Source organism: Chitinibacter bivalviorum, assembly GCF_013403565.1.
Lineage (GTDB): Bacteria > Pseudomonadota > Gammaproteobacteria > Burkholderiales > Chitinibacteraceae > Chitinibacter > Chitinibacter bivalviorum.
The window spans coordinates 1-23164 of sequence record NZ_CP058628.1; the positions used below are offsets into that span (position 1 = coordinate 1).

The 23164-nt window shown below is 64.0% G+C and carries 31 protein-coding genes and 4 pseudogenes; 7 read left to right on the forward strand and 28 right to left on the reverse strand.

Going from position 1 to position 23164, the window contains the following annotated elements; genetic code table 11:
• Positions 1 to 483: tetracycline resistance transcriptional repressor TetR(A) (tetR(A), locus tag HQ393_RS16820; RefSeq protein ID WP_079955019.1), on the forward strand; the 483-nt coding region annotated here is incomplete at its 5' end.
• A gap of 31 nt (positions 484 to 514) precedes the next feature.
• Here the strand turns inward: tetR(A) (HQ393_RS16820) and HQ393_RS16825 are convergent.
• The 14 genes and pseudogenes from HQ393_RS16825 to HQ393_RS16890 form a co-directional block, all read right to left on the reverse strand.
• Positions 515 to 757 (reverse strand): transposase, encoded by a 243-nt coding sequence (locus HQ393_RS16825; protein ID WP_000844627.1) that lies wholly within the window; start codon positions 755 to 757, stop codon positions 515 to 517.
• A 233-nt stretch (positions 758 to 990) separates the two neighbouring features.
• Entirely contained in the window at positions 991 to 1557 is a 567-nt protein-coding gene (locus tag HQ393_RS16830) for a recombinase family protein (RefSeq protein ID WP_003159185.1), read from the reverse strand.
• A gap of 128 nt (positions 1558 to 1685) precedes the next feature.
• Positions 1686 to 1934, reverse strand: coding sequence for a type II toxin-antitoxin system YafQ family toxin (locus HQ393_RS16835; protein WP_012585400.1), 249 nt, complete (start codon positions 1932 to 1934; stop codon positions 1686 to 1688).
• Positions 1935 to 2019: 85 nt separating this feature from the next.
• Positions 2020 to 2943, reverse strand: a complete 924-nt coding sequence (locus HQ393_RS17775; protein WP_008168803.1) for a RepB family DNA primase — start codon at positions 2941 to 2943, stop codon at positions 2020 to 2022.
• Positions 2940 to 3440: an IncQ-type mobilization protein MobB gene (locus HQ393_RS17780; protein WP_008168805.1), complete on the reverse strand. Its 501-nt coding sequence runs from the start codon at positions 3438 to 3440 to the stop codon at positions 2940 to 2942. Before HQ393_RS17780 ends, HQ393_RS17775 begins: the two co-directional genes overlap by 4 nt.
• Before the next feature lie 328 nt (positions 3441 to 3768).
• Positions 3769 to 4182: pseudogene (locus HQ393_RS18165) on the reverse strand (relaxase/mobilization nuclease domain-containing protein); the annotation flags it as partial.
• Complete coding sequence (locus tag HQ393_RS16855; RefSeq protein ID WP_008168810.1) at positions 4179 to 4565, reverse strand: plasmid mobilization protein; 387 nt, start codon at positions 4563 to 4565, stop codon at positions 4179 to 4181. The gene HQ393_RS16855 and the pseudogene HQ393_RS18165, both read right to left, overlap by 4 nt.
• 145 nt (positions 4566 to 4710) lie before the next feature.
• Positions 4711 to 5604, reverse strand: coding sequence for a DNA-binding protein (locus HQ393_RS16860; RefSeq protein ID WP_008168811.1), 894 nt, complete (start codon positions 5602 to 5604; stop codon positions 4711 to 4713).
• 515 nt (positions 5605 to 6119) lie between these two features.
• Positions 6120 to 6419 (reverse strand): hypothetical protein, encoded by a 300-nt coding sequence (locus tag HQ393_RS16865; RefSeq protein WP_023277449.1) that lies wholly within the window; start codon positions 6417 to 6419, stop codon positions 6120 to 6122.
• A gap of 262 nt (positions 6420 to 6681) precedes the next feature.
• Positions 6682 to 8088, reverse strand: coding sequence for a helix-turn-helix domain-containing protein (locus HQ393_RS16870; RefSeq protein ID WP_052183938.1), 1407 nt, complete (start codon positions 8086 to 8088; stop codon positions 6682 to 6684).
• Positions 8089 to 8253: 165 nt separating this feature from the next.
• On the reverse strand, positions 8254 to 8640 hold the full coding sequence (gene parC, locus HQ393_RS16875) for a ParC family partition-associated protein (RefSeq protein ID WP_011270177.1): 387 nt from the start codon (positions 8638 to 8640) through the stop codon (positions 8254 to 8256).
• Positions 8641 to 8673: 33 nt separating this feature from the next.
• Complete coding sequence (locus tag HQ393_RS16880) at positions 8674 to 8895, reverse strand: plasmid partition protein ParG (RefSeq protein WP_011178357.1); 222 nt, start codon at positions 8893 to 8895, stop codon at positions 8674 to 8676.
• 21 nt (positions 8896 to 8916) lie between these two features.
• On the reverse strand, positions 8917 to 9555 hold the full coding sequence (gene parA, locus HQ393_RS16885; RefSeq protein WP_008166580.1) for a ParA family partition ATPase: 639 nt from the start codon (positions 9553 to 9555) through the stop codon (positions 8917 to 8919).
• Between the two features lie 154 nt (positions 9556 to 9709).
• On the reverse strand, positions 9710 to 9850 hold the full coding sequence (locus HQ393_RS16890; RefSeq protein ID WP_156143128.1) for a hypothetical protein: 141 nt from the start codon (positions 9848 to 9850) through the stop codon (positions 9710 to 9712).
• 44 nt (positions 9851 to 9894) lie between these two features.
• Here HQ393_RS16890 and HQ393_RS16895 point away from each other — a divergent pair, with 44 nt between their 5' ends.
• The 5 genes and pseudogenes from HQ393_RS16895 (at position 9895) to HQ393_RS16910 (ending at position 12130) form a co-directional block, all read left to right on the forward strand.
• Complete coding sequence (locus HQ393_RS16895; RefSeq protein WP_012585400.1) at positions 9895 to 10143, forward strand: type II toxin-antitoxin system YafQ family toxin; 249 nt, start codon at positions 9895 to 9897, stop codon at positions 10141 to 10143.
• Positions 10144 to 10271: 128 nt separating this feature from the next.
• Entirely contained in the window at positions 10272 to 10838 is a 567-nt protein-coding gene (locus HQ393_RS16900) for a recombinase family protein (RefSeq protein WP_003159185.1), read from the forward strand.
• A gap of 39 nt (positions 10839 to 10877) precedes the next feature.
• Positions 10878 to 11498: pseudogene (gene trfA, locus HQ393_RS16905) on the forward strand (plasmid replication initiator TrfA); the annotation flags it as partial.
• 19 nt (positions 11499 to 11517) lie between these two features.
• Positions 11518 to 11590: pseudogene (locus HQ393_RS17790) on the forward strand (TetR family transcriptional regulator); the annotation flags it as partial.
• 72 nt (positions 11591 to 11662) lie between these two features.
• On the forward strand, positions 11663 to 12130 hold the full coding sequence (locus HQ393_RS16910) for a GNAT family N-acetyltransferase (RefSeq protein ID WP_223155915.1): 468 nt from the start codon (positions 11663 to 11665) through the stop codon (positions 12128 to 12130).
• On the opposite strand, the gene tet(A) is transcribed toward HQ393_RS16910, so the two are convergent.
• Entirely contained in the window at positions 12061 to 13260 is a 1200-nt protein-coding gene (tet(A), locus tag HQ393_RS16915; protein ID WP_000804064.1) for a tetracycline efflux MFS transporter Tet(A), read from the reverse strand. The two genes, HQ393_RS16910 and tet(A), sit on opposite strands and share 70 nt — an antisense overlap.
• Positions 13261 to 13365: 105 nt before the next feature.
• On the opposite strand from tet(A), the gene tetR(A) (HQ393_RS16920) reads away from it, so the two are divergent.
• Positions 13366 to 14016: a tetracycline resistance transcriptional repressor TetR(A) gene (tetR(A), locus tag HQ393_RS16920; protein ID WP_000164043.1), complete on the forward strand. Its 651-nt coding sequence runs from the start codon at positions 13366 to 13368 to the stop codon at positions 14014 to 14016.
• A gap of 31 nt (positions 14017 to 14047) precedes the next feature.
• Here tetR(A) (HQ393_RS16920) and HQ393_RS16925 read toward each other — a convergent pair whose 3' ends face one another.
• The 13 genes and pseudogenes from HQ393_RS16925 to parA (HQ393_RS16985) form a co-directional block, all read right to left on the reverse strand.
• Positions 14048 to 14290 (reverse strand): transposase, encoded by a 243-nt coding sequence (locus tag HQ393_RS16925; RefSeq protein ID WP_000844627.1) that lies wholly within the window; start codon positions 14288 to 14290, stop codon positions 14048 to 14050.
• 233 nt (positions 14291 to 14523) lie between these two features.
• Positions 14524 to 15090 carry a recombinase family protein gene (locus HQ393_RS16930; RefSeq protein ID WP_003159185.1) on the reverse strand — a complete coding sequence of 189 codons (567 nt, stop codon included), beginning with the start codon at positions 15088 to 15090 and terminating at the stop codon, positions 14524 to 14526.
• A gap of 128 nt (positions 15091 to 15218) precedes the next feature.
• The gene (locus tag HQ393_RS16935) at positions 15219 to 15467 is read right to left on the reverse strand and encodes a type II toxin-antitoxin system YafQ family toxin (RefSeq protein WP_012585400.1); all 249 of its coding nucleotides are present in this window, start codon (positions 15465 to 15467) and stop codon (positions 15219 to 15221) included.
• A gap of 85 nt (positions 15468 to 15552) precedes the next feature.
• Positions 15553 to 16476, reverse strand: a complete 924-nt coding sequence (locus HQ393_RS17795; protein ID WP_008168803.1) for a RepB family DNA primase — start codon at positions 16474 to 16476, stop codon at positions 15553 to 15555.
• Complete coding sequence (locus tag HQ393_RS17800; protein ID WP_008168805.1) at positions 16473 to 16973, reverse strand: IncQ-type mobilization protein MobB; 501 nt, start codon at positions 16971 to 16973, stop codon at positions 16473 to 16475. Before HQ393_RS17800 ends, HQ393_RS17795 begins: the two co-directional genes overlap by 4 nt.
• Before the next feature lie 328 nt (positions 16974 to 17301).
• Positions 17302 to 17715 (reverse strand): annotated as a pseudogene (locus HQ393_RS18170) (relaxase/mobilization nuclease domain-containing protein); the annotation flags it as partial.
• A complete protein-coding gene (locus tag HQ393_RS16955) occupies positions 17712 to 18098 on the reverse strand; it encodes a plasmid mobilization protein (RefSeq protein ID WP_008168810.1) in 387 nt (128 codons plus the stop codon). The gene HQ393_RS16955 and the pseudogene HQ393_RS18170, both read right to left, overlap by 4 nt.
• Positions 18099 to 18243: 145 nt before the next feature.
• Positions 18244 to 19137: a DNA-binding protein gene (locus HQ393_RS16960; protein WP_008168811.1), complete on the reverse strand. Its 894-nt coding sequence runs from the start codon at positions 19135 to 19137 to the stop codon at positions 18244 to 18246.
• Positions 19138 to 19652: 515 nt separating this feature from the next.
• Entirely contained in the window at positions 19653 to 19952 is a 300-nt protein-coding gene (locus HQ393_RS16965) for a hypothetical protein (RefSeq protein ID WP_023277449.1), read from the reverse strand.
• Between the two features lie 231 nt (positions 19953 to 20183).
• Complete coding sequence (locus HQ393_RS16970; RefSeq protein ID WP_052183938.1) at positions 20184 to 21590, reverse strand: helix-turn-helix domain-containing protein; 1407 nt, start codon at positions 21588 to 21590, stop codon at positions 20184 to 20186.
• A 165-nt stretch (positions 21591 to 21755) separates the two neighbouring features.
• Positions 21756 to 22142 (reverse strand): ParC family partition-associated protein, encoded by a 387-nt coding sequence (gene parC / locus HQ393_RS16975; protein WP_011270177.1) that lies wholly within the window; start codon positions 22140 to 22142, stop codon positions 21756 to 21758.
• A gap of 33 nt (positions 22143 to 22175) precedes the next feature.
• Complete coding sequence (locus HQ393_RS16980) at positions 22176 to 22397, reverse strand: plasmid partition protein ParG (RefSeq protein WP_011178357.1); 222 nt, start codon at positions 22395 to 22397, stop codon at positions 22176 to 22178.
• 21 nt (positions 22398 to 22418) lie between these two features.
• Positions 22419 to 23057 (reverse strand): ParA family partition ATPase, encoded by a 639-nt coding sequence (parA, locus tag HQ393_RS16985; protein WP_008166580.1) that lies wholly within the window; start codon positions 23055 to 23057, stop codon positions 22419 to 22421.
• Positions 23058 to 23164 lie beyond the last annotated feature (107 nt).

The following is a 23164-nucleotide window of genomic DNA, read 5'->3' on the forward strand; positions in this document are numbered from 1 at the left end:
GAAGCCATGCTGGCGGAGAATCATACGCATTCGGTGCCGAGAGCCGACGACGACTGGCGCTCATTTCTGATCGGGAATGCCCGCAGCTTCAGGCAGGCGCTGCTCGCCTACCGCGATGGCGCGCGCATCCATGCCGGCACGCGACCGGGCGCACCGCAGATGGAAACGGCCGACGCGCAGCTTCGCTTCCTCTGCGAGGCGGGTTTTTCGGCCGGGGACGCCGTCAATGCGCTGATGACAATCAGCTACTTCACTGTTGGGGCCGTGCTTGAGGAGCAGGCCGGCGACAGCGATGCCGGCGAGCGCGGCGGCACCGTTGAACAGGCTCCGCTCTCGCCGCTGTTGCGGGCCGCGATAGACGCCTTCGACGAAGCCGGTCCGGACGCAGCGTTCGAGCAGGGACTCGCGGTGATTGTCGATGGATTGGCGAAAAGGAGGCTCGTTGTCAGGAACGTTGAAGGACCGAGAAAGGGTGACGATTGATCAGGACCGCTGCCGGAGCGCAACCCACTCACTACAGCAGAGCCATGTAGACAACATCCCCTCCCCCTTTCCACCGCGTCAGACGCCCGTAGCAGCCCGCTACGGGCTTTTTCATGCCCTGCCCTAGCGTCCAAGCCTCACGGCCGCGCTCGGCCTCTCTGGCGGCCTTCTGGCGCTCCTGCTGCGGCGTCCGCTCGTGGGCCGTGGCGCGGGTCCGCGCGCCGGCCTCGTGCGCCTGGCGCTCGCGGGCGAGGTCCAGGGCGGCCGTCTTCACGTTCTGCCTTGCGCAGATGAGATAGATCTAGCGTGGACTCAAGGCTCTCGCGAATGGCTCGCGTTGGAAACTTTCATTGACACTTGAGGGGCACCGCAGGGAAATTCTCGTCCTTGCGAGAACCGGCTATGTCGTGCTGCGCATCGAGCCTGCGCCCTTGGCTTGTCTCGCCCCTCTCCGCGTCGCTACGGGGCTTCCAGCGTGTCATTTTCAGAAGACGACTGCACGGAATATCAGGAGTCGGCTGCACTGGTGGATTGCAGCGCGGTGTACAGGGCCGTCTTGCTCACCTTGAGCCGTGTAGCGGCCTCTCGGACATTAAGCCCGTTGGCGATGTGCTCCCGCGCTCGCTGCAACTTGTCGGCGGTGACAACCGGCTTTCGCCCGCCCTTCCTCCCACGAGCGGCGGCGGCAGTCAACCCGGCCTTGGTGCGCTCGCGGATCAAGTCGCGCTCGAACTGGCCCAGCGCGCCGAACACGTGGAAGATGAGCCGCCCGCCTGGCGTGGTGGTGTCGATGGCTTCCGTCAGAGAACGGAAGCCGACGCCTCGCGCTTCCAGCGCGCCTATCGTTTCGATTAGGTGCGGCATAGAGCGCCCGAGCCGATCCAGCCGCCAGACGGCCAGCACGTCGCCGTCGCGCAGGTAGGCCAGCGCATCAGCCAAGCCGGGGCGGTCGGCCTTGGCCCCGGAAGCCGTGTCCTCGAAAACGCGCTCGCAGCCTGCCTTGCGTAGCGCATCCGTCTGCAAGGCGGTGTCCTGTTCCGCCGTCGATACCCGCGCATAGCCGATCAGTGCCATTTGCCGCCTCTCTTGTCCGTCATTCCGTCCGCCTATCTTAATGTCCGACAACCCGTTGTGCAATAACTTTGCTGGACAGTGTCCGGCATGGCCGACTAATGATCGTTTGGCGGACAAGGCGACTGGCATCAGCCGAACAGCTCGCTATGGGAGCCAAGCCGCGCCAGTCGCAGGGTGTCGGCGTCGGACTTGCGGTAGATCAGCAGCAGGTCGGGCTTGATGTGGCATTCGCGGTAGCCCGCCCAATCGCCGGAAAGATCGTGGTCGCGGTATCGCACATCCAGGGGCTGATCGGTCGCCAGCGCGACCAGAACCGGCTTGAGGTCATCATTCGTGCAGCGGACTCCTGATACTGTTCGTTCAATAGACGACTGCACAACAGCCTTCAAACCGCGTTGTCTGGTGCAGTCGTCTTCTGAAAATGACAACAGCCCCCACGCCCTGCTGGGCTGGGGGAAAGTCTCAACGGATCATGCCGGGGCCGTCCCGGTCGCGGCTGCGCTGTGCTTGCCGCTCTCGCTCCTGCTCCTGCTCCTGCCGGTGGGCCTGCACCTCTGGCGCTGCCCACGCATTGGCCGCCGTGCGCCGGGCGTAGTCCTCGACGTGGCCCGCCTTGCGGCTCTCAACGTGCGGGGAGCATTCCAGGATGCCCTTCTCGATGTCCTGCGCCGTGAAGCGCCCGGATTTCGCCATGTCCGTGGCAATCATCCAGTCCAGCCGGGAGAAGTCGGCTTCCTTGCCGTACCGCTGCATCAGGCGCTGCGCCTGCCGCTGGTACTCCTTCACCGGGTCGTATTGCGAGCCATAGCCGCCCGGCTTGGCCGTTTCCAGCGCCTCTAGGCGCTTTTCCCGCTCTTGCTGGGCCGCTGCCCTGTCTAGGTGCTGCTCGATGCGTTCTAGGTACGATGGCGCGGATCTGGCGGCCTTGCCGGGGCAGTCGTGGGCCAGTACGTAGGGCTGGCGACCGTCACGGGCGTGCTGCGGCTTCTGGTTGGTGAAGCCTGCCAGCCGCCCATAGTGGCGACTGTCGCCGCCGTACTGCTTCGCCAGCCCCTGCGCCGCGATGCGCCGCACGTCTGCGGATAACGGTTTATCCGACAGCTTGACCCACGCCTGATAGTTGCCGGGGCTGGTTTCGATGGTCGCAGCGGGGGCGAATCCTTCCGCCTTCATGCGCTCCAGAGCCTGCGGCTTGAGGTCATCGACCAGCACTAGGCCATGCTCGCCAGCCGGGCGGATATACACGTCGTTGCCTTTGGCGTTCATCCGCTTGAGCCACGCGGCGGACTGCTCCAGCTCGGCGCGGCTCCATTCCCGGTTCATCATCTGGCCGGTCTTAGCCTCCCGGATGCCCACCTCGAAGCGCGGCACGTCCAGCGCCGTCACCTGCCTCTGGATGGCTTCAAGGCTTCGATCACGGCGGGTTTCAGGTACTCCGCCACCGCTTGCGCGTCCAGCATGTTCTGCACCTTGGGCGGGGCCAGCCAAAGCCAAAAGCCGCTCACGAGCGCCGCCGTAACCAACCCCGTTACCACGGCTAGGCCGTAGTGCCTCCACTCCATCCGCTGCCCGGCTTGGTTCAGGCTCTCGGCGGCTTGGCTCGCTGCAGCTACCGCGTCCTTGTAGCCCTTCACCGACTCCGATAGCTGGCGCGTGAACGTCTCGCCCTGCTCCCGGCTCTTGCGGTCGATCTCGGCCAGCGTCTGCCGGGTCTCGTCGGCCAGCGCCGCCATTGCTTGGGCCAGCGGCTCCAGCGTCGCGGCCAAGTCCTCCGCGCTCTGGTGCTTGGCCTGCCTCACTGTCTCGATCTGGCTCGCCAAACGCTCTAGCCGCGTCTCGTTCGATGCTGCGGCGGACTGCCGCAAAGTCTCTGTCTTGCTCATAGCTGATGCCCCTTTTCTGGATGCCTGCGGCGGTGTAGCCCTTCCCTAAGTCGCTGCCCTTCATGGTCACGCCGTCCAGCCGGTACGACAGACCGGACAGCTTCGCGCCGTTGAGCTGGGCCACCGGCACCACCTCCACGCCTGCCGCCTCCAGTCGCTCCTGGTACTCGCTGAAGCTGCGGCAATCCCTGGCGCACGCGTCACAAATCTGCTGGAGCTGCTGCCGGGCGCTGGGCTGGCCGGTGCGGGCGTGCTGCTCGATCTCGCCCTTGGTCGGCGCTTTGCGCTCGGCCTCGATGCTCGGGGCCACCCGTTGCAGGCCGTAATCCCGTTCGATCTCTCGCATGATGGTTTCCTGCCGCTTGTAGTCCTGCCCGTCGCTGACCACCTCGCCGGCGTGGGTGATGCGGTTCGCCAAGATGTGGATGTGCTCGTGCTCGGTGTCGGTGTGCCGGGTGATGACGAACTGGTTGTCCTTGAAGCCCATCCCGCGCAAATAACGCTGCCCGACTTCCCGCCACTGCTCATCCGTAAGCTTTTCGCCGGGGGCGGCGGATAGCGAAACATGCATAACTGCCTTGCCCAAGTTCGGGCGAAGCTTGCGAATCTCGCCAAATTCTGCGGCGAGTTCTCGCGGGTTTTGCCCGGCCATGTTGCTATCAATGACGCGGCCCTTCTCTTTCGTGAGGTCGTATTCCAGCGCCCCACGGAAGCCGCGGCCCTTGACCATCTTGGCAATCATTCGCCGCCACCCGCGCCAATGAGGGCCAGCCGAAGCCGCCCGACTTCACCGGCCAGCCGCTGCAAAAGCGCGTCGGCAACGGTGACGGGGCGGCCTTCGTTCGCCAGCCGGGTTAGCTGGTTGAGGTTGGCCGCGAGTCTCGCCAGTTCGGCGTACTGCTCGCGGTTGATGGGCGGGACTGGTGGCGACGGTAGGCGTCGGGATAGCGCCGCTTCCCGCAGCCACTGTGCCGGGGTCATGCCCATCTGATCGGCCTTGGCCCGGAGTGCGGCGTATTCCTCCGCCGACACCCGGACGCCAATGGTCGAGGCGCGCACGGCGGAGGGGTCGCCCTTGGGGCGGCCTCCTCTGCCTTTGCGCGGTGGGGTTGTTTCTGCCGTCATGAACGAGCCTCCAACGAGTGAATGCGGCGGGCGGTGCCGACCGAAGGGAGCGCCGCCGGGGTGCAGGGGCGCAGCCCATGCCAAGCCGTTTGAGCGAAGCGAAAACATGGCTTGCTTCTAACCAACTACGCCACCGATAACCACATCATACGCCAGTCGATGCGGGGGGAAAAACGGCGGGGACAGGATCTGCCTTCCGCAGCGCCTCAAGCTGCCCGGCAAGTCGTGCGGCCTGCTCGCGGGCCTCTGCTGCCACCTTGCGAGCCTCGTCACGCTCGGCCTGCGCCTGCCGGGTTTCCTGCGCTGCTGCGGCGCGGGCGGTGTCGTGGGCCTGTGCAGCCTTGGCGGCCTGCTGCTCGATCTGCTCGGCGCGGGCCTCTGCGCGGCTCACACGGTCGGCGCACGCCTCCAGCTTGGCGGCCAGCACGGCGGCCTGTTGTTCGGCGGCGGTGCGGCCCTGCTGTGCCTCGGCCAATGCGGCGCGTAGGCGCACAAGCTCGGCGGCCTGCTCGCTCACGCGCTCGGCCTGCGCCTCGATCTTGTGCCGGGCGGTTGCCACCTCCAGCCGCGCAGACTCTGCCGCCTGCTGCTCGCGCTCGATGCGCTGCTGCGCCTCGGCCAAGTCGGCGGCCTGCTGGGCGGCTTTGCCTGCCAGCGTGTCGCGCTCAGTGGTCAGCACGGCCACCTGCTCGGCCAGCTCGTCGCGTTCGTCTTCCAGCACCTCGCCAGCGGCGGCCAGTTCGGCGGCCTCCGCCTGCGCCTGCACCAGACGGCCCTCGATCTCGCCGCGTGCCCGCGATGCGGCCCGCTCGATCTCGGCGGCAATGGCAGCGGTCAGCGCCTGCGGCAGTTCCGGCGCAGCGGCGGCGGCCACCGGGCGAGCCTCACGCCACGCGGCCAGATGCTTGTGGATGGTGTTCGGGCTGCCGGTGTCGCCCAACCGCTCCCGCACCGCCCGGATGGTCGGCTGCTGACCCTCGCCTGCCAGCGCATCAGCGACGGCGGCGACCTGCTCAAAAGTGATGCCCTGACGTGCCATGATCGTTGCTCCTTTCGTACCGTATCGGTGTAAATCGTATCAATACAGATATGATACGCAATACAGATACGATACGCAAGCGGTTTTCGTAACGTACCGCTGCCCGGTCGGCTGCTCGTTTTTGGTGAAACACCGTGCTGACGCCTCGCCTTCGGCTCGTTGTCGGCCAGCCGTCGAACGAAAAGCGGAGCTTTCCGCCCGCCGCCCGGCTCCGGCCAGAAACGGGCCTACAGCGCGTTTTGAGAAGGTAAGAAAGGGGGCAGGCAGGGCCACGTCGAGAAAACGCCGCCACGGGCCGCCTACTAGTGGAGAGGGGGTCAAGCGAACCGTGGAATAAAGGGGGTAGCCCGTAGGGGGGCACCGTTGATGCCGCGAAAGTCGCTTGATGCCCTCGGAGCGCCCCAGCCTGAGCGAGTGGGGGCAGGACGAAGGGCGAAGACCGCCACCCTGCCCCCCGAGCCTCACGGCGGCGAGTGGCCCCCGGCAGGGCCGCCGGAGGCATCTTGCAAACACGATCAAGGCGACAGCCGTTTGACCGCATCCACAAATGACAATCTGAACAGGTGCATGGCCAGGTCGATGGCACCGCCGCCCTGCTCTTTCCGCGTGTCGTACCACTTCGGCCCGGTCGCCAGTAGCTCAACACCGCCGCCACCAATGGACACATTCAGCCGCACCGTAGCCTTGTCCTTCACCGGCACAAAGCCAGGATCACGTTTCCAGTACAGGCCCAGCCGGTCTAGCGTTTCCTGCACCGTCATTGCCCGCAACGAATCCAGCAGCGCGGGCGGAAAGGATCGACGGGCGCGACTCATGACAGCCACCCGAGGAACTGGACGAGGGGGCCGCGCCGTTCAGGCGCTATTCAAAGGCAGGCGCTATTCAAGCAGGCTATCAAAGGCAGGCGCTATTCAAAGGCAGGCGCTATTCAAAGGCAGGCGCTATTCAAAGGCAGGCGCTATTCAAAGGCAGGCGCTATTCAAAGGCAGGCGCTATTCAAAGGCAGGCGCTATTCAAAGGCAGGCGCTATTCAAAGGCAGGCGCTATTCAAAGGCAGGCGCTATTCAAAGGCAGGCGCTATTCAAAGGCAGGCGCTACGCGCCGGGCGTAGGCTTCGCCATTAGTAATACGCATGGACTTGGGACACTCTCCCGGCTCTGCGATGTAGCGCCCGGCAGCGGTCTTGCTAATGCCCATCTGTGCAGCAATGGCCCGCACGCTCAGACCCTGCGCCTTGAGGGCCAAAGCCTGCGCCTGCTTGGCGCTGGCTGCTTCCAGATAGGAAGCACGATCGACAGCCCCAGCGGCACGTCTGCGGGCTTTCTCGCGCTCGCTGTGGCGCTCTGCGGCCATGTCCCGGCTGATGAGCGTGCGCAGCTTGCGCTGCTCGTCGTCGGTGATGTGAAACAGGCTGATAAGCGTGTCGTTCTTGGGCGTGTAGAGCGGCGCAAACTGCTTGCCGCCGAACTCCACCTTTTCCCCGGCTTCGTGGGCCTTGGCCTTGGCGTACAGCGTCATAAGCTCGGCGCTGCGGTAGTTCCACCGTGGGTCAAGCTCACGGGCCAGCGCGGCGGCCTCGTGGTACATCTGGCCGGTGTGCGTCGCACCTGACAGCAGCAGGAAATTCAGCCGCCAAAACAGGTGCTGCATCCGCTCACCCTCGGCCACGCCGCCGCGCAGCGCGGCCAGCGTGCGCAAGTCCTCCAGGCGATCCCACGCCAGTTGCCGCCCGTTGAGCGTGCGCAGGTTGCCGGTTTGGCCGCCCGGCAGCAGCTTGAACTGGCGACGGTCGGCGCGGGCCTTGCGGTCGGCCTCGATGTCCCAGCGGGCCACCGGCAGCAGCGCCTCGGCCAGATACTCGAAGTTGTACCGGATCGGCTCGCCGTCCGGGCCTAGCTCAACGTGGATGACGCGGCAAACCTCGCCGCTCTTGCTGTTCACCGTATTGACCAGCCGGAGCACGCGGCTTGCATCCTTGGCCGCTGGATCAGCGCCCAGCCCGGCCAGACGGTCGATCAGGTAACGCTGGCAGGCATTCCAGCGTGGCAGCGCCTGACGCGGCAAGGTGCCATCCAGCAGCCACTTTGCTTGCACGCCACGGCCAGAGAAAACGAGGATCGACGGCGGCGGCACGCCTTCGTCGTAGCAGCGGAACATGACAGCGGCGGCCAGTTGCTCGGGGCTGCGCCCCTGCGCCCACGGCTCGCGGTAGGTGTCCAGATCGGCGAACAGCAAGCCGATGCGGGCCAAGTTGACCACGCGGCGATTGGGCTTGATGAACTCAGCCTGAGACAGCCAGGTATCCCGGCTGTGGTCGAGCATGGAGAGCACCACGGGCATCTGTGACAGCCGGTAACTGTCCTGCTTCTTGCCGCTGCCCTCGCCCGTCGCCATGAGCAACGAGAAAAAGCCCTGCCGGGCTGTGTCGTGATAGCAACCCGCCTCATCGGCTGGGCTGAAAAGTCGTAGCTGTGCTTGCCCCATAACCCTCTTTCCGCTTGTGCGGCAAGAGGTAGGGCGCTACAATGCAGACCATAGTTTGGGTGTTTCTGGTCGTCTGCATCGGTCACGCCTTGGGGTTCCAAACAGTGCCACCTGCTAGGTTCCCACCTCTTGCCAAGCCCCGCTGCCACGCGGGGCTTTGCTTTTTCATCCATCTGAACTCCGCTCCTTCGCTTCCAAAGTTCGCGGAATCCAGCCTTTTGCATTCGCCGTCCAGTGCAGCACGCCATGCTGCCGCAGCACTGCCGCCGCGCCATCGAAAGAGCGAAAAAACCGGATGCCTCCCCGGTACTGGCCGAGAATGCGCCGCTCGTTGCCAACGTGCAGCACGATCACCAGCCCGCGCTCTGTGTTCTCGATGACAGCGCCCTTGATCTCATGCGGTGCGTTCTTCGCAAACGCCTTGAAATGAGAGGGCGGCAGTACCTCCAGACTCAACGGTTCCATTTCAACCATCACTTTATACCCCACGCGCCGTATTTCATCAACATTATTAAATTTCGCCAAATCAAAAATGTATGGACTATAGTCCATGCTTTTGACCCGTCCAGCCGGTTAAGTGATTACTCAATCACTCTTTTCATCAAGTGAGCGCACCAGTTCGCGCAGAATGTCCGTGATGCTGCGCCCGGTCTTGGCGGCGTAAATCTTCAGCTTCGTGTGCTCGGCCCGGTCGAGGTCGAAATTCACCCGGACGGTGGCGGCCTTGTCGGCAAGGTCGGACAAGGTAGGGCCAGCCTTCGCGGCGCTCGGGCGGCCTGCTTTCATGCCAAGTTTCCCGCTACTCATTTTCACCTACTCCTTAATTACTCAAATGGTGCAATTGAGGAAACGGCGCACTTCCTCAGCCAGCGCCCGGATTTCCTCGGCGGCCTCGCTCGTCGGCTCTTGGTCAATGGCCGTGGTGCCGCTGGCCGCGCTGCTCGGGTAGATGACGCGCTGCGTGATGCGCGTTTGCAGGATCGGCAGGCCGTACCCGGCCAGCGCCTCGGAGACTTCCGCACCAATCTTGGTGCCCTTGATCGCACGGGACACCACGAAAGCCGCTTTTAGCTTGCCGTCGGTCAGCTCGATGCGCTGCTTGACCAAATCCACGAGGTCAGAGGTTGCCCAAATGTCGTAGGGCGACGGCTGCACCGGGATCAGCACACAATCGGCGGCCTTCATTGCCGACACGGCCAAGTCATGAGCCTGCGGCGCTCCGTCGATCACAACAAAGTCTTTCCGGGCCACGCTCTTTAGATCGCGCTCGATGGTGGGCCGGTCGATGCCAACCACGGGCACGGGTTGATCCTCGCGGACGGCGGCCCAATCGCGGGCGCTGCCCTGCGGGTCAGAATCAACCAGCAACACGTCTGCGCCGTCGAGTTGCAGGGCGCGGGCAAGGTGGGTGGCGATGGTGGTTTTACCCGCCCCGCCCTTCTGGTTCAGTACAGCAATGACTTGCATATGCGCTCCTTGAGCTATTGAGCGTTTGAGGAAAAAAGGAATTACTCAAGCGCAGTATAGCATATTGAGGATTTGAGTAAATGCACCTTTTGAGGGTTTGAAGTCATAAAAAACCCCGCACGCGGCGGGGTTCGGTGGCAGGGCAGGGGAGGGCTTAGGCGGCCTGGTGGATCTCGTCGGCCACCTGTCGGCACATGGCCAGCATGTCGAGCGTGCCCGCTGCGATGGCCTCAAGGGTCGCATCATCCAGCGCCTGCACGATGCTGGTAGCCCGGCGCTCAAGCTCCTGTGTCATTTTCAGAAGACGACTGCACCAGACAACGCGGTTTGAAGGCTGTTGTGCAGTCGTCTATTGAACGAACAGTATCAGGAGTCCGCTGCACGAATGATGACCTCAAGCCGGTTCTGGTCGCGCTGGCGACCGATCAGCCCCTGGATGTGCGATACCGCGACCACGATCTTTCCGGCGATTGGGCGGGCTACCGCGAATGCCACATCAAGCCCGACCTGCTGCTGATCTACCGCAAGTCCGACGCCGACACCCTGCGACTGGCGCGGCTTGGCTCCCATAGCGAGCTGTTCGGCTGATGCCAGTCGCCTTGTCCGCCAAACGATCATTAGTCGGCCATGCCGGACACTGTCCAGCAAAGTTATTGCACAACGGGTTGTCGGACATTAAGATAGGCGGACGGAATGACGGACAAGAGAGGCGGCAAATGGCACTGATCGGCTATGCGCGGGTATCGACGGCGGAACAGGACACCGCCTTGCAGACGGATGCGCTACGCAAGGCAGGCTGCGAGCGCGTTTTCGAGGACACGGCTTCCGGGGCCAAGGCCGACCGCCCCGGCTTGGCTGATGCGCTGGCCTACCTGCGCGACGGCGACGTGCTGGCCGTCTGGCGGCTGGATCGGCTCGGGCGCTCTATGCCGCACCTAATCGAAACGATAGGCGCGCTGGAAGCGCGAGGCGTCGGCTTCCGTTCTCTGACGGAAGCCATCGACACCACCACGCCAGGCGGGCGGCTCATCTTCCACGTGTTCGGCGCGCTGGGCCAGTTCGAGCGCGACTTGATCCGCGAGCGCACCAAGGCCGGGTTGACTGCCGCCGCCGCTCGTGGGAGGAAGGGCGGGCGAAAGCCGGTTGTCACCGCCGACAAGTTGCAGCGAGCGCGGGAGCACATCGCCAACGGGCTTAATGTCCGAGAGGCCGCTACACGGCTCAAGGTGAGCAAGACGGCCCTGTACACCGCGCTGCAATCCACCAGTGCAGCCGACTCCTGATATTCCGTGCAGTCGTCTTCTGAAAATGACAACAAGGTCATTTTCCACGTCAACAAGGACGTGAAGATCACCTACACCGGCGTCGAGCTGCGGGCCGACGATGACGAACTGGTGTGGCAGCAGGTGTTGGAGTACGCGAAGCGCACCCCTATCGGCGAGCCGATCACCTTCACGTTCTACGAGCTTTGCCAGGACCTGGGCTGGTCGATCAATGGCCGGTATTACACGAAGGCCGAGGAATGCCTGTCGCGCCTACAGGCGACGGCGATGGGCTTCACGTCCGACCGCGTTGGGCACCTGGAATCGGTGTCGCTGCTGCACCGCTTCCGCGTCCTGGACCGTGGCAAGAAAACGTCCCGTTGCCAGGTCCTGATCGACGAGGAAATCGTCGTGCTGTTTGCTGGCGACCACTACACGAAATTCATATGGGAGAAGTACCGCAAGCTGTCGCCGACGGCCCGACGGATGTTCGACTATTTCAGCTCGCACCGGGAGCCGTACCCGCTCAAGCTGGAAACCTTCCGCCTCATGTGCGGATCGGATTCCACCCGCGTGAAGAAGTGGCGCGAGCAGGTCGGCGAAGCCTGCGAAGAGTTGCGAGGCAGCGGCCTGGTGGAACACGCCTGGGTCAATGATGACCTGGTGCATTGCAAACGCTAGGGCCTTGTGGGGTCAGTTCCGGCTGGGGGTTCAGCAGCCAGCGCTTTACTGGCATTTCAGGAACAAGCGGGCACTGCTCGACGCACTTGCTTCGCTCAGTATCGCTCGGGACGCACGGCGCGCTCTACGAACTGCCGATAAACAGAGGATTAAAATTGACAATTGTGATTAAGGCTCAGATTCGACGGCTTGGAGCGGCCGACGTGCAGGATTTCCGCGAGATCCGATTGTCGGCCCTGAAGAAAGCTCCAGAGATGTTCGGGTCCGTTTACGAGCACGAGGAGAAAAAGCCCATGGAGGCGTTCGCTGAACGGTTGCGAGATGCCGTGGCATTCGGCGCCTACATCGACGGCGAGATCATTGGGCTGTCGGTCTTCAAACAGGAGGACGGCCCCAAGGACGCTCACAAGGCGCATCTGTCCGGCGTTTTCGTGGAGCCCGAACAGCGAGGCCGAGGGGTCGCCGGTATGCTGCTGCGGGCGGTGATAGACTATGGCCGCGAGCATGTGGAGCAGATCATGCTGACGGTTGCGGAAGGGAACGAAGCCGCTATAAACCTCTATCAGCGATCGGCTCGTTGCCCTGCGCCGCTCCAAAGCCCGCGACGCAGCGCCGGCAGGCAGAGCAAGTAGAGGGCAGCGCCTGCAATCCATGCCCACCCGTTCCACGTTGTTATAGAAGCCGCATAGATCGCCGTGAAGAGGAGGGGTCCGACGATCGAGGTCAGGCTGGTGAGCGCCGCCAGTGAGCCTTGCAGCTGCCCCTGACGTTCCTCATCCACCTGCCTGGACAACATTGCTTGCAGCGCCGGCATTCCGATGCCACCCGAAGCAAGCAGGACCATGATCGGGAACGCCATCCATCCCCGTGTCGCGAAGGCAAGCAGGATGTAGCCTGTGCCGTCGGCAATCATTCCGAGCATGAGTGCCCGCCTTTCGCCGAGCCGGGCGGCTACAGGGCCGGTGATCATTGCCTGGGCGAGTGAATGCAGAATGCCAAATGCGGCAAGCGAAATGCCGATCGTGGTCGCGTCCCAGTGAAAGCGATCCTCGCCGAAAATGACCCAAAGCGCGGCCGGCACCTGTCCGACAAGTTGCATGATGAAGAAGACCGCCATCAGGGCGGCGACGACGGTCATGCCCCGGGCCCACCGGAACGAAGCGAGCGGGTTGAGAGCCTCCCGGCGTAACGGCCGGCGTTCGCCTTTGTGCGACTCCGGCAAAAGGAAACAGCCCGTCAGGAAATTGAGGCCGTTCAAGGCTGCCGCGGCGAAGAACGGAGCGTGGGGGGAGAAACCGCCCATCAGCCCACCGAGCACAGGTCCCGCGACCATCCCGAACCCGAAACAGGCGCTCATGAAGCCGAAGTGCCGCGCGCGCTCATCGCCATCAGTGATATCGGCAATATAAGCGCCGGCTACCGCCCCAGTCGCCCCGGTGATGCCGGCCACGATCCGCCCGATATAGAGAACCCAAAGGAAAGGCGCCGTCGCCATGATGGCGTAGTCGACAGCAGCGCCGGCCAGCGAGACGAGCAAGACCGGCCGCCGCCCGAAACGATCCGACAGCGCGCCCAGCACAGGTGCGCAGGCAAATTGCATCAACGCATACAGCGCCAGCAGAATGCCATAGTGGGCGGTGACGTCGTTCGAGTGAACCAGATCGCGCAGGAGGCCCGGCAGCACCGGCATAATCAGGCCGATGCCGACAGCGTCGAGCGCGACAGTGCTCAGAATTACGATCAGGGGTCTGTTGGGTTTCACGTCTGGCCTCCGGACCAGCCTCCGCTGGTCCGATTGAACGCGCGGATTCTTTATCACTGATAAGTTGGTGGACATATTATGTTTATCAGTGATAAATTGTCAAGCATGACAAAGTTGCAGCCGAATACAGTGATCCGTGCCGCCCTGGACCTGTTGAACGAGGTCGGCGTAGACGGTCTGACGACACGCAAACTGGCGGAACGGTTGGGGGTTCAGCAGCCGGCGCTTTACTGGCACTTCAGGAACAAGCGGGCGCTGCTCGACGCACTGGCCGAAGCCATGCTGGCGGAGAATCATACGCATTCGGTGCCGAGAGCCGACGACGACTGGCGCTCATTTCTGATCGGGAATGCCCGCAGCTTCAGGCAGGCGCTGCTCGCCTACCGCGATGGCGCGCGCATCCATGCCGGCACGCGACCGGGCGCACCGCAGATGGAAACGGCCGACGCGCAGCTTCGCTTCCTCTGCGAGGCGGGTTTTTCGGCCGGGGACGCCGTCAATGCGCTGATGACAATCAGCTACTTCACTGTTGGGGCCGTGCTTGAGGAGCAGGCCGGCGACAGCGATGCCGGCGAGCGCGGCGGCACCGTTGAACAGGCTCCGCTCTCGCCGCTGTTGCGGGCCGCGATAGACGCCTTCGACGAAGCCGGTCCGGACGCAGCGTTCGAGCAGGGACTCGCGGTGATTGTCGATGGATTGGCGAAAAGGAGGCTCGTTGTCAGGAACGTTGAAGGACCGAGAAAGGGTGACGATTGATCAGGACCGCTGCCGGAGCGCAACCCACTCACTACAGCAGAGCCATGTAGACAACATCCCCTCCCCCTTTCCACCGCGTCAGACGCCCGTAGCAGCCCGCTACGGGCTTTTTCATGCCCTGCCCTAGCGTCCAAGCCTCACGGCCGCGCTCGGCCTCTCTGGCGGCCTTCTGGCGCTCCTGCTGCGGCGTCCGCTCGTGGGCCGTGGCGCGGGTCCGCGCGCCGGCCTCGTGCGCCTGGCGCTCGCGGGCGAGGTCCAGGGCGGCCGTCTTCACGTTCTGCCTTGCGCAGATGAGATAGATCTAGCGTGGACTCAAGGCTCTCGCGAATGGCTCGCGTTGGAAACTTTCATTGACACTTGAGGGGCACCGCAGGGAAATTCTCGTCCTTGCGAGAACCGGCTATGTCGTGCTGCGCATCGAGCCTGCGCCCTTGGCTTGTCTCGCCCCTCTCCGCGTCGCTACGGGGCTTCCAGCGTGTCATTTTCAGAAGACGACTGCACGGAATATCAGGAGTCGGCTGCACTGGTGGATTGCAGCGCGGTGTACAGGGCCGTCTTGCTCACCTTGAGCCGTGTAGCGGCCTCTCGGACATTAAGCCCGTTGGCGATGTGCTCCCGCGCTCGCTGCAACTTGTCGGCGGTGACAACCGGCTTTCGCCCGCCCTTCCTCCCACGAGCGGCGGCGGCAGTCAACCCGGCCTTGGTGCGCTCGCGGATCAAGTCGCGCTCGAACTGGCCCAGCGCGCCGAACACGTGGAAGATGAGCCGCCCGCCTGGCGTGGTGGTGTCGATGGCTTCCGTCAGAGAACGGAAGCCGACGCCTCGCGCTTCCAGCGCGCCTATCGTTTCGATTAGGTGCGGCATAGAGCGCCCGAGCCGATCCAGCCGCCAGACGGCCAGCACGTCGCCGTCGCGCAGGTAGGCCAGCGCATCAGCCAAGCCGGGGCGGTCGGCCTTGGCCCCGGAAGCCGTGTCCTCGAAAACGCGCTCGCAGCCTGCCTTGCGTAGCGCATCCGTCTGCAAGGCGGTGTCCTGTTCCGCCGTCGATACCCGCGCATAGCCGATCAGTGCCATTTGCCGCCTCTCTTGTCCGTCATTCCGTCCGCCTATCTTAATGTCCGACAACCCGTTGTGCAATAACTTTGCTGGACAGTGTCCGGCATGGCCGACTAATGATCGTTTGGCGGACAAGGCGACTGGCATCAGCCGAACAGCTCGCTATGGGAGCCAAGCCGCGCCAGTCGCAGGGTGTCGGCGTCGGACTTGCGGTAGATCAGCAGCAGGTCGGGCTTGATGTGGCATTCGCGGTAGCCCGCCCAATCGCCGGAAAGATCGTGGTCGCGGTATCGCACATCCAGGGGCTGATCGGTCGCCAGCGCGACCAGAACCGGCTTGAGGTCATCATTCGTGCAGCGGACTCCTGATACTGTTCGTTCAATAGACGACTGCACAACAGCCTTCAAACCGCGTTGTCTGGTGCAGTCGTCTTCTGAAAATGACAACAGCCCCCACGCCCTGCTGGGCTGGGGGAAAGTCTCAACGGATCATGCCGGGGCCGTCCCGGTCGCGGCTGCGCTGTGCTTGCCGCTCTCGCTCCTGCTCCTGCTCCTGCCGGTGGGCCTGCACCTCTGGCGCTGCCCACGCATTGGCCGCCGTGCGCCGGGCGTAGTCCTCGACGTGGCCCGCCTTGCGGCTCTCAACGTGCGGGGAGCATTCCAGGATGCCCTTCTCGATGTCCTGCGCCGTGAAGCGCCCGGATTTCGCCATGTCCGTGGCAATCATCCAGTCCAGCCGGGAGAAGTCGGCTTCCTTGCCGTACCGCTGCATCAGGCGCTGCGCCTGCCGCTGGTACTCCTTCACCGGGTCGTATTGCGAGCCATAGCCGCCCGGCTTGGCCGTTTCCAGCGCCTCTAGGCGCTTTTCCCGCTCTTGCTGGGCCGCTGCCCTGTCTAGGTGCTGCTCGATGCGTTCTAGGTACGATGGCGCGGATCTGGCGGCCTTGCCGGGGCAGTCGTGGGCCAGTACGTAGGGCTGGCGACCGTCACGGGCGTGCTGCGGCTTCTGGTTGGTGAAGCCTGCCAGCCGCCCATAGTGGCGACTGTCGCCGCCGTACTGCTTCGCCAGCCCCTGCGCCGCGATGCGCCGCACGTCTGCGGATAACGGTTTATCCGACAGCTTGACCCACGCCTGATAGTTGCCGGGGCTGGTTTCGATGGTCGCAGCGGGGGCGAATCCTTCCGCCTTCATGCGCTCCAGAGCCTGCGGCTTGAGGTCATCGACCAGCACTAGGCCATGCTCGCCAGCCGGGCGGATATACACGTCGTTGCCTTTGGCGTTCATCCGCTTGAGCCACGCGGCGGACTGCTCCAGCTCGGCGCGGCTCCATTCCCGGTTCATCATCTGGCCGGTCTTAGCCTCCCGGATGCCCACCTCGAAGCGCGGCACGTCCAGCGCCGTCACCTGCCTCTGGATGGCTTCAAGGCTTCGATCACGGCGGGTTTCAGGTACTCCGCCACCGCTTGCGCGTCCAGCATGTTCTGCACCTTGGGCGGGGCCAGCCAAAGCCAAAAGCCGCTCACGAGCGCCGCCGTAACCAACCCCGTTACCACGGCTAGGCCGTAGTGCCTCCACTCCATCCGCTGCCCGGCTTGGTTCAGGCTCTCGGCGGCTTGGCTCGCTGCAGCTACCGCGTCCTTGTAGCCCTTCACCGACTCCGATAGCTGGCGCGTGAACGTCTCGCCCTGCTCCCGGCTCTTGCGGTCGATCTCGGCCAGCGTCTGCCGGGTCTCGTCGGCCAGCGCCGCCATTGCTTGGGCCAGCGGCTCCAGCGTCGCGGCCAAGTCCTCCGCGCTCTGGTGCTTGGCCTGCCTCACTGTCTCGATCTGGCTCGCCAAACGCTCTAGCCGCGTCTCGTTCGATGCTGCGGCGGACTGCCGCAAAGTCTCTGTCTTGCTCATAGCTGATGCCCCTTTTCTGGATGCCTGCGGCGGTGTAGCCCTTCCCTAAGTCGCTGCCCTTCATGGTCACGCCGTCCAGCCGGTACGACAGACCGGACAGCTTCGCGCCGTTGAGCTGGGCCACCGGCACCACCTCCACGCCTGCCGCCTCCAGTCGCTCCTGGTACTCGCTGAAGCTGCGGCAATCCCTGGCGCACGCGTCACAAATCTGCTGGAGCTGCTGCCGGGCGCTGGGCTGGCCGGTGCGGGCGTGCTGCTCGATCTCGCCCTTGGTCGGCGCTTTGCGCTCGGCCTCGATGCTCGGGGCCACCCGTTGCAGGCCGTAATCCCGTTCGATCTCTCGCATGATGGTTTCCTGCCGCTTGTAGTCCTGCCCGTCGCTGACCACCTCGCCGGCGTGGGTGATGCGGTTCGCCAAGATGTGGATGTGCTCGTGCTCGGTGTCGGTGTGCCGGGTGATGACGAACTGGTTGTCCTTGAAGCCCATCCCGCGCAAATAACGCTGCCCGACTTCCCGCCACTGCTCATCCGTAAGCTTTTCGCCGGGGGCGGCGGATAGCGAAACATGCATAACTGCCTTGCCCAAGTTCGGGCGAAGCTTGCGAATCTCGCCAAATTCTGCGGCGAGTTCTCGCGGGTTTTGCCCGGCCATGTTGCTATCAATGACGCGGCCCTTCTCTTTCGTGAGGTCGTATTCCAGCGCCCCACGGAAGCCGCGGCCCTTGACCATCTTGGCAATCATTCGCCGCCACCCGCGCCAATGAGGGCCAGCCGAAGCCGCCCGACTTCACCGGCCAGCCGCTGCAAAAGCGCGTCGGCAACGGTGACGGGGCGGCCTTCGTTCGCCAGCCGGGTTAGCTGGTTGAGGTTGGCCGCGAGTCTCGCCAGTTCGGCGTACTGCTCGCGGTTGATGGGCGGGACTGGTGGCGACGGTAGGCGTCGGGATAGCGCCGCTTCCCGCAGCCACTGTGCCGGGGTCATGCCCATCTGATCGGCCTTGGCCCGGAGTGCGGCGTATTCCTCCGCCGACACCCGGACGCCAATGGTCGAGGCGCGCACGGCGGAGGGGTCGCCCTTGGGGCGGCCTCCTCTGCCTTTGCGCGGTGGGGTTGTTTCTGCCGTCATGAACGAGCCTCCAACGAGTGAATGCGGCGGGCGGTGCCGACCGAAGGGAGCGCCGCCGGGGTGCAGGGGCGCAGCCCATGCCAAGCCGTTTGAGCGAAGCGAAAACATGGCTTGCTTCTAACCAACTACGCCACCGATAACCACATCATACGCCAGTCGATGCGGGGGGAAAAACGGCGGGGACAGGATCTGCCTTCCGCAGCGCCTCAAGCTGCCCGGCAAGTCGTGCGGCCTGCTCGCGGGCCTCTGCTGCCACCTTGCGAGCCTCGTCACGCTCGGCCTGCGCCTGCCGGGTTTCCTGCGCTGCTGCGGCGCGGGCGGTGTCGTGGGCCTGTGCAGCCTTGGCGGCCTGCTGCTCGATCTGCTCGGCGCGGGCCTCTGCGCGGCTCACACGGTCGGCGCACGCCTCCAGCTTGGCGGCCAGCACGGCGGCCTGTTGTTCGGCGGCGGTGCGGCCCTGCTGTGCCTCGGCCAATGCGGCGCGTAGGCGCACAAGCTCGGCGGCCTGCTCGCTCACGCGCTCGGCCTGCGCCTCGATCTTGTGCCGGGCGGTTGCCACCTCCAGCCGCGCAGACTCTGCCGCCTGCTGCTCGCGCTCGATGCGCTGCTGCGCCTCGGCCAAGTCGGCGGCCTGCTGGGCGGCTTTGCCTGCCAGCGTGTCGCGCTCAGTGGTCAGCACGGCCACCTGCTCGGCCAGCTCGTCGCGTTCGTCTTCCAGCACCTCGCCAGCGGCGGCCAGTTCGGCGGCCTCCGCCTGCGCCTGCACCAGACGGCCCTCGATCTCGCCGCGTGCCCGCGATGCGGCCCGCTCGATCTCGGCGGCAATGGCAGCGGTCAGCGCCTGCGGCAGTTCCGGCGCAGCGGCGGCGGCCACCGGGCGAGCCTCACGCCACGCGGCCAGATGCTTGTGGATGGTGTTCGGGCTGCCGGTGTCGCCCAACCGCTCCCGCACCGCCCGGATGGTCGGCTGCTGACCCTCGCCTGCCAGCGCATCAGCGACGGCGGCGACCTGCTCAAAAGTGATGCCCTGACGTGCCATGATCGTTGCTCCTTTCGTACCGTATCGGTGTAAATCGTATCAATACAGATATGATACGCAATACAGATACGATACGCAAGCGGTTTTCGTAACGTACCGCTGCCCGGTCGGCTGCTCGTTTTTGGTGAAACACCGTGCTGACGCCTCGCCTTCGGCTCGTTGTCGGCCAGCCGTCGAACGAAAAGCGGAGCTTTCCGCCCGCCGCCCGGCTCCGGCCAGAAACGGGCCTACAGCGCGTTTTGAGAAGGTAAGAAAGGGGGCAGGCAGGGCCACGTCGAGAAAACGCCGCCACGGGCCGCCTACTAGTGGAGAGGGGGTCAAGCGAACCGTGGAATAAAGGGGGTAGCCCGTAGGGGGGCACCGTTGATGCCGCGAAAGTCGCTTGATGCCCTCGGAGCGCCCCAGCCTGAGCGAGTGGGGGCAGGACGAAGGGCGAAGACCGCCACCCTGCCCCCCGAGCCTCACGGCGGCGAGTGGCCCCCGGCAGGGCCGCCGGAGGCATCTTGCAAACACGATCAAGGCGACAGCCGTTTGACCGCATCCACAAATGACAATCTGAACAGGTGCATGGCCAGGTCGATGGCACCGCCGCCCTGCTCTTTCCGCGTGTCGTACCACTTCGGCCCGGTCGCCAGTAGCTCAACACCGCCGCCACCAATGGACACATTCAGCCGCACCGTAGCCTTGTCCTTCACCGGCACAAAGCCAGGATCACGTTTCCAGTACAGGCCCAGCCGGTCTAGCGTTTCCTGCACCGTCATTGCCCGCAACGAATCCAGCAGCGCGGGCGGAAAGGATCGACGGGCGCGACTCATGACAGCCACCCGAGGAACTGGACGAGGGGGCCGCGCCGTTCAGGCGCTATTCAAAGGCAGGCGCTATTCAAAGCAGCGCTATTCAAAGGCAGGCGCTATTCAAAGGCAGGCGCTATTCAAAGGCAGGCGCTATTCAAAGGCAGGCGCTATTCAAAGGCAGGCGCTATTCAAAGGCAGGCGCTATTCAAAGGCAGGCGCTATTCAAAGGCAGGCGCTATTCAAAGGCAGGCGCTATTCAAAGGCAGGCGCTACGCGCCGGGCGTAGGCTTCGCCATTAGTAATACGCATGGACTTGGGACACTCTCCCGGCTCTGCGATGTAGCGCCCGGCAGCGGTCTTGCTAATGCCCATCTGTGCAGCAATGGCCCGCACGCTCAGACCCTGCGCCTTGAGGGCCAAAGCCTGCGCCTGCTTGGCGCTGGCTGCTTCCAGATAGGAAGCACGATCGACAGCCCCAGCGGCACGTCTGCGGGCTTTCTCGCGCTCGCTGTGGCGCTCTGCGGCCATGTCCCGGCTGATGAGCGTGCGCAGCTTGCGCTGCTCGTCGTCGGTGATGTGAAACAGGCTGATAAGCGTGTCGTTCTTGGGCGTGTAGAGCGGCGCAAACTGCTTGCCGCCGAACTCCACCTTTTCCCCGGCTTCGTGGGCCTTGGCCTTGGCGTACAGCGTCATAAGCTCGGCGCTGCGGTAGTTCCACCGTGGGTCAAGCTCACGGGCCAGCGCGGCGGCCTCGTGGTACATCTGGCCGGTGTGCGTCGCACCTGACAGCAGCAGGAAATTCAGCCGCCAAAACAGGTGCTGCATCCGCTCACCCTCGGCCACGCCGCCGCGCAGCGCGGCCAGCGTGCGCAAGTCCTCCAGGCGATCCCACGCCAGTTGCCGCCCGTTGAGCGTGCGCAGGTTGCCGGTTTGGCCGCCCGGCAGCAGCTTGAACTGGCGACGGTCGGCGCGGGCCTTGCGGTCGGCCTCGATGTCCCAGCGGGCCACCGGCAGCAGCGCCTCGGCCAGATACTCGAAGTTGTACCGGATCGGCTCGCCGTCCGGGCCTAGCTCAACGTGGATGACGCGGCAAACCTCGCCGCTCTTGCTGTTCACCGTATTGACCAGCCGGAGCACGCGGCTTGCATCCTTGGCCGCTGGATCAGCGCCCAGCCCGGCCAGACGGTCGATCAGGTAACGCTGGCAGGCATTCCAGCGTGGCAGCGCCTGACGCGGCAAGGTGCCATCCAGCAGCCACTTTGCTTGCACGCCACGGCCAGAGAAAACGAGGATCGACGGCGGCGGCACGCCTTCGTCGTAGCAGCGGAACATGACAGCGGCGGCCAGTTGCTCGGGGCTGCGCCCCTGCGCCCACGGCTCGCGGTAGGTGTCCAGATCGGCGAACAGCAAGCCGATGCGGGCCAAGTTGACCACGCGGCGATTGGGCTTGATGAACTCAGCCTGAGACAGCCAGGTATCCCGGCTGTGGTCGAGCATGGAGAGCACCACGGGCATCTGTGACAGCCGGTAACTGTCCTGCTTCTTGCCGCTGCCCTCGCCCGTCGCCATGAGCAACGAGAAAAAGCCCTGCCGGGCTGTGTCGTGATAGCAACCCGCCTCATCGGCTGGGCTGAAAAGTCGTAGCTGTGCTTGCCCCATAACCCTCTTTCCGCTTGTGCGGCAAGAGGTAGGGCGCTACAATGCAGACCATAGTTTGGGTGTTTCTGGTCGTCTGCATCGGTCACGCCTTGGGGTTCCAAACAGTGCCACCTGCTAGGTTCCCACCTCTTGCCAAGCCCCGCTGCCACGCGGGGCTTTGCTTTTTCATCCATCTGAACTCCGCTCCTTCGCTTCCAAAGTTCGCGGAATCCAGCCTTTTGCATTCGCCGTCCAGTGCAGCACGCCATGCTGCCGCAGCACTGCCGCCGCGCCATCGAAAGAGCGAAAAAACCGGATGCCTCCCCGGTACTGGCCGAGAATGCGCCGCTCGTTGCCAACGTGCAGCACGATCACCAGCCCGCGCTCTGTGTTCTCGATGACAGCGCCCTTGATCTCATGCGGTGCGTTCTTCGCAAACGCCTTGAAATGAGAGGGCGGCAGTACCTCCAGACTCAACGGTTCCATTTCAACCATCACTTTATACCCCACGCGCCGTATTTCATCAACATTATTAAATTTCGCCAAATCAAAAATGTATGGACTATAGTCCATGCTTTTGACCCGTCCAGCCGGTTAAGTGATTACTCAATCACTCTTTTCATCAAGTGAGCGCACCAGTTCGCGCAGAATGTCCGTGATGCTGCGCCCGGTCTTGGCGGCGTAAATCTTCAGCTTCGTGTGCTCGGCCCGGTCGAGGTCGAAATTCACCCGGACGGTGGCGGCCTTGTCGGCAAGGTCGGACAAGGTAGGGCCAGCCTTCGCGGCGCTCGGGCGGCCTGCTTTCATGCCAAGTTTCCCGCTACTCATTTTCACCTACTCCTTAATTACTCAAATGGTGCAATTGAGGAAACGGCGCACTTCCTCAGCCAGCGCCCGGATTTCCTCGGCGGCCTCGCTCGTCGGCTCTTGGTCAATGGCCGTGGTGCCGCTGGCCGCGCTGCTCGGGTAGATGACGCGCTGCGTGATGCGCGTTTGCAGGATCGGCAGGCCGTACCCGGCCAGCGCCTCGGAGACTTCCGCACCAATCTTGGTGCCCTTGATCGCACGGGACACCACGAAAGCCGCTTTTAGCTTGCCGTCGGTCAGCTCGATGCGCTGCTTGACCAAATCCACGAGGTCAGAGGTTGCCCAAATGTCGTAGGGCGACGGCTGCACCGGGATCAGCACACAATCGGCGGCCTTCATTGCCGACACGGCCAAGTCATGAGCCTGCGGCGCTCCGTCGATCACAACAAAGTCTTTCCGGGCCACGCTCTTTAGATCGCGCTCGATGGTGGGCCGGTCGATGCCAACCACGGGCACGGGTTGATCCTCGCGGACGGCGGCCCAATCGCGGGCGCTGCCCTGCGGGTCAGAATCAACCAGCAACACGTCTGCGCCGTCGAGTTGCAGGGCGCGGGCAAGGTGGGTGGCGATGGTGGTTTTACCCGCCCCGCCCTTCTGGTTCAGTACAGCAATGACTTGCATATGCGCTCCTTGAGCTATTGAGCGTTTGAGGAAAAAAGGAATTACTCAAGCGCAGTATAGCATATTGAGGATTTGAGTAAATGCACCTTTTGAGGGTTTGAAGTCAT

Excerpts from the sequence above, each read along its gene's own strand:
- HQ393_RS16955 (WP_008168810.1), bottom strand. The coding sequence starts at position 18,098 with ATGACGGCAGAAACAACCCCACCGCGCAAAGGCAGAGGAGGCCGCCCC.
- HQ393_RS16870 (WP_052183938.1), bottom strand. The coding sequence starts at position 8,088 with ATGGGGCAAGCACAGCTACGACTTTTCAGCCCAGCCGATGAGGCGGGT.
- parC (WP_011270177.1), bottom strand. The coding sequence starts at position 22,142 with ATGGACTATAGTCCATACATTTTTGATTTGGCGAAATTTAATAATGTT.
- HQ393_RS17780 (WP_008168805.1), bottom strand. The coding sequence starts at position 3,440 with ATGAGCAAGACAGAGACTTTGCGGCAGTCCGCCGCAGCATCGAACGAG.
- HQ393_RS16860 (WP_008168811.1), bottom strand. The coding sequence starts at position 5,604 with ATGGCACGTCAGGGCATCACTTTTGAGCAGGTCGCCGCCGTCGCTGAT.
- HQ393_RS16865 (WP_023277449.1), bottom strand. The coding sequence starts at position 6,419 with ATGAGTCGCGCCCGTCGATCCTTTCCGCCCGCGCTGCTGGATTCGTTG.
- parA (WP_008166580.1), bottom strand. The coding sequence starts at position 23,057 with ATGCAAGTCATTGCTGTACTGAACCAGAAGGGCGGGGCGGGTAAAACC.
- HQ393_RS16980 (WP_011178357.1), bottom strand. The coding sequence starts at position 22,397 with ATGAGTAGCGGGAAACTTGGCATGAAAGCAGGCCGCCCGAGCGCCGCG.
- parA (WP_008166580.1), bottom strand. The coding sequence starts at position 9,555 with ATGCAAGTCATTGCTGTACTGAACCAGAAGGGCGGGGCGGGTAAAACC.
- HQ393_RS16965 (WP_023277449.1), bottom strand. The coding sequence starts at position 19,952 with ATGAGTCGCGCCCGTCGATCCTTTCCGCCCGCGCTGCTGGATTCGTTG.
- HQ393_RS16930 (WP_003159185.1), bottom strand. The coding sequence starts at position 15,090 with ATGGCACTGATCGGCTATGCGCGGGTATCGACGGCGGAACAGGACACC.
- HQ393_RS16880 (WP_011178357.1), bottom strand. The coding sequence starts at position 8,895 with ATGAGTAGCGGGAAACTTGGCATGAAAGCAGGCCGCCCGAGCGCCGCG.
- parC (WP_011270177.1), bottom strand. The coding sequence starts at position 8,640 with ATGGACTATAGTCCATACATTTTTGATTTGGCGAAATTTAATAATGTT.
- HQ393_RS17800 (WP_008168805.1), bottom strand. The coding sequence starts at position 16,973 with ATGAGCAAGACAGAGACTTTGCGGCAGTCCGCCGCAGCATCGAACGAG.
- HQ393_RS16855 (WP_008168810.1), bottom strand. The coding sequence starts at position 4,565 with ATGACGGCAGAAACAACCCCACCGCGCAAAGGCAGAGGAGGCCGCCCC.
- HQ393_RS16830 (WP_003159185.1), bottom strand. The coding sequence starts at position 1,557 with ATGGCACTGATCGGCTATGCGCGGGTATCGACGGCGGAACAGGACACC.
- HQ393_RS16890 (WP_156143128.1), bottom strand. The coding sequence starts at position 9,850 with ATGACACAGGAGCTTGAGCGCCGGGCTACCAGCATCGTGCAGGCGCTG.
- HQ393_RS16900 (WP_003159185.1), top strand. The coding sequence starts at position 10,272 with ATGGCACTGATCGGCTATGCGCGGGTATCGACGGCGGAACAGGACACC.
- HQ393_RS16970 (WP_052183938.1), bottom strand. The coding sequence starts at position 21,590 with ATGGGGCAAGCACAGCTACGACTTTTCAGCCCAGCCGATGAGGCGGGT.
- HQ393_RS16960 (WP_008168811.1), bottom strand. The coding sequence starts at position 19,137 with ATGGCACGTCAGGGCATCACTTTTGAGCAGGTCGCCGCCGTCGCTGAT.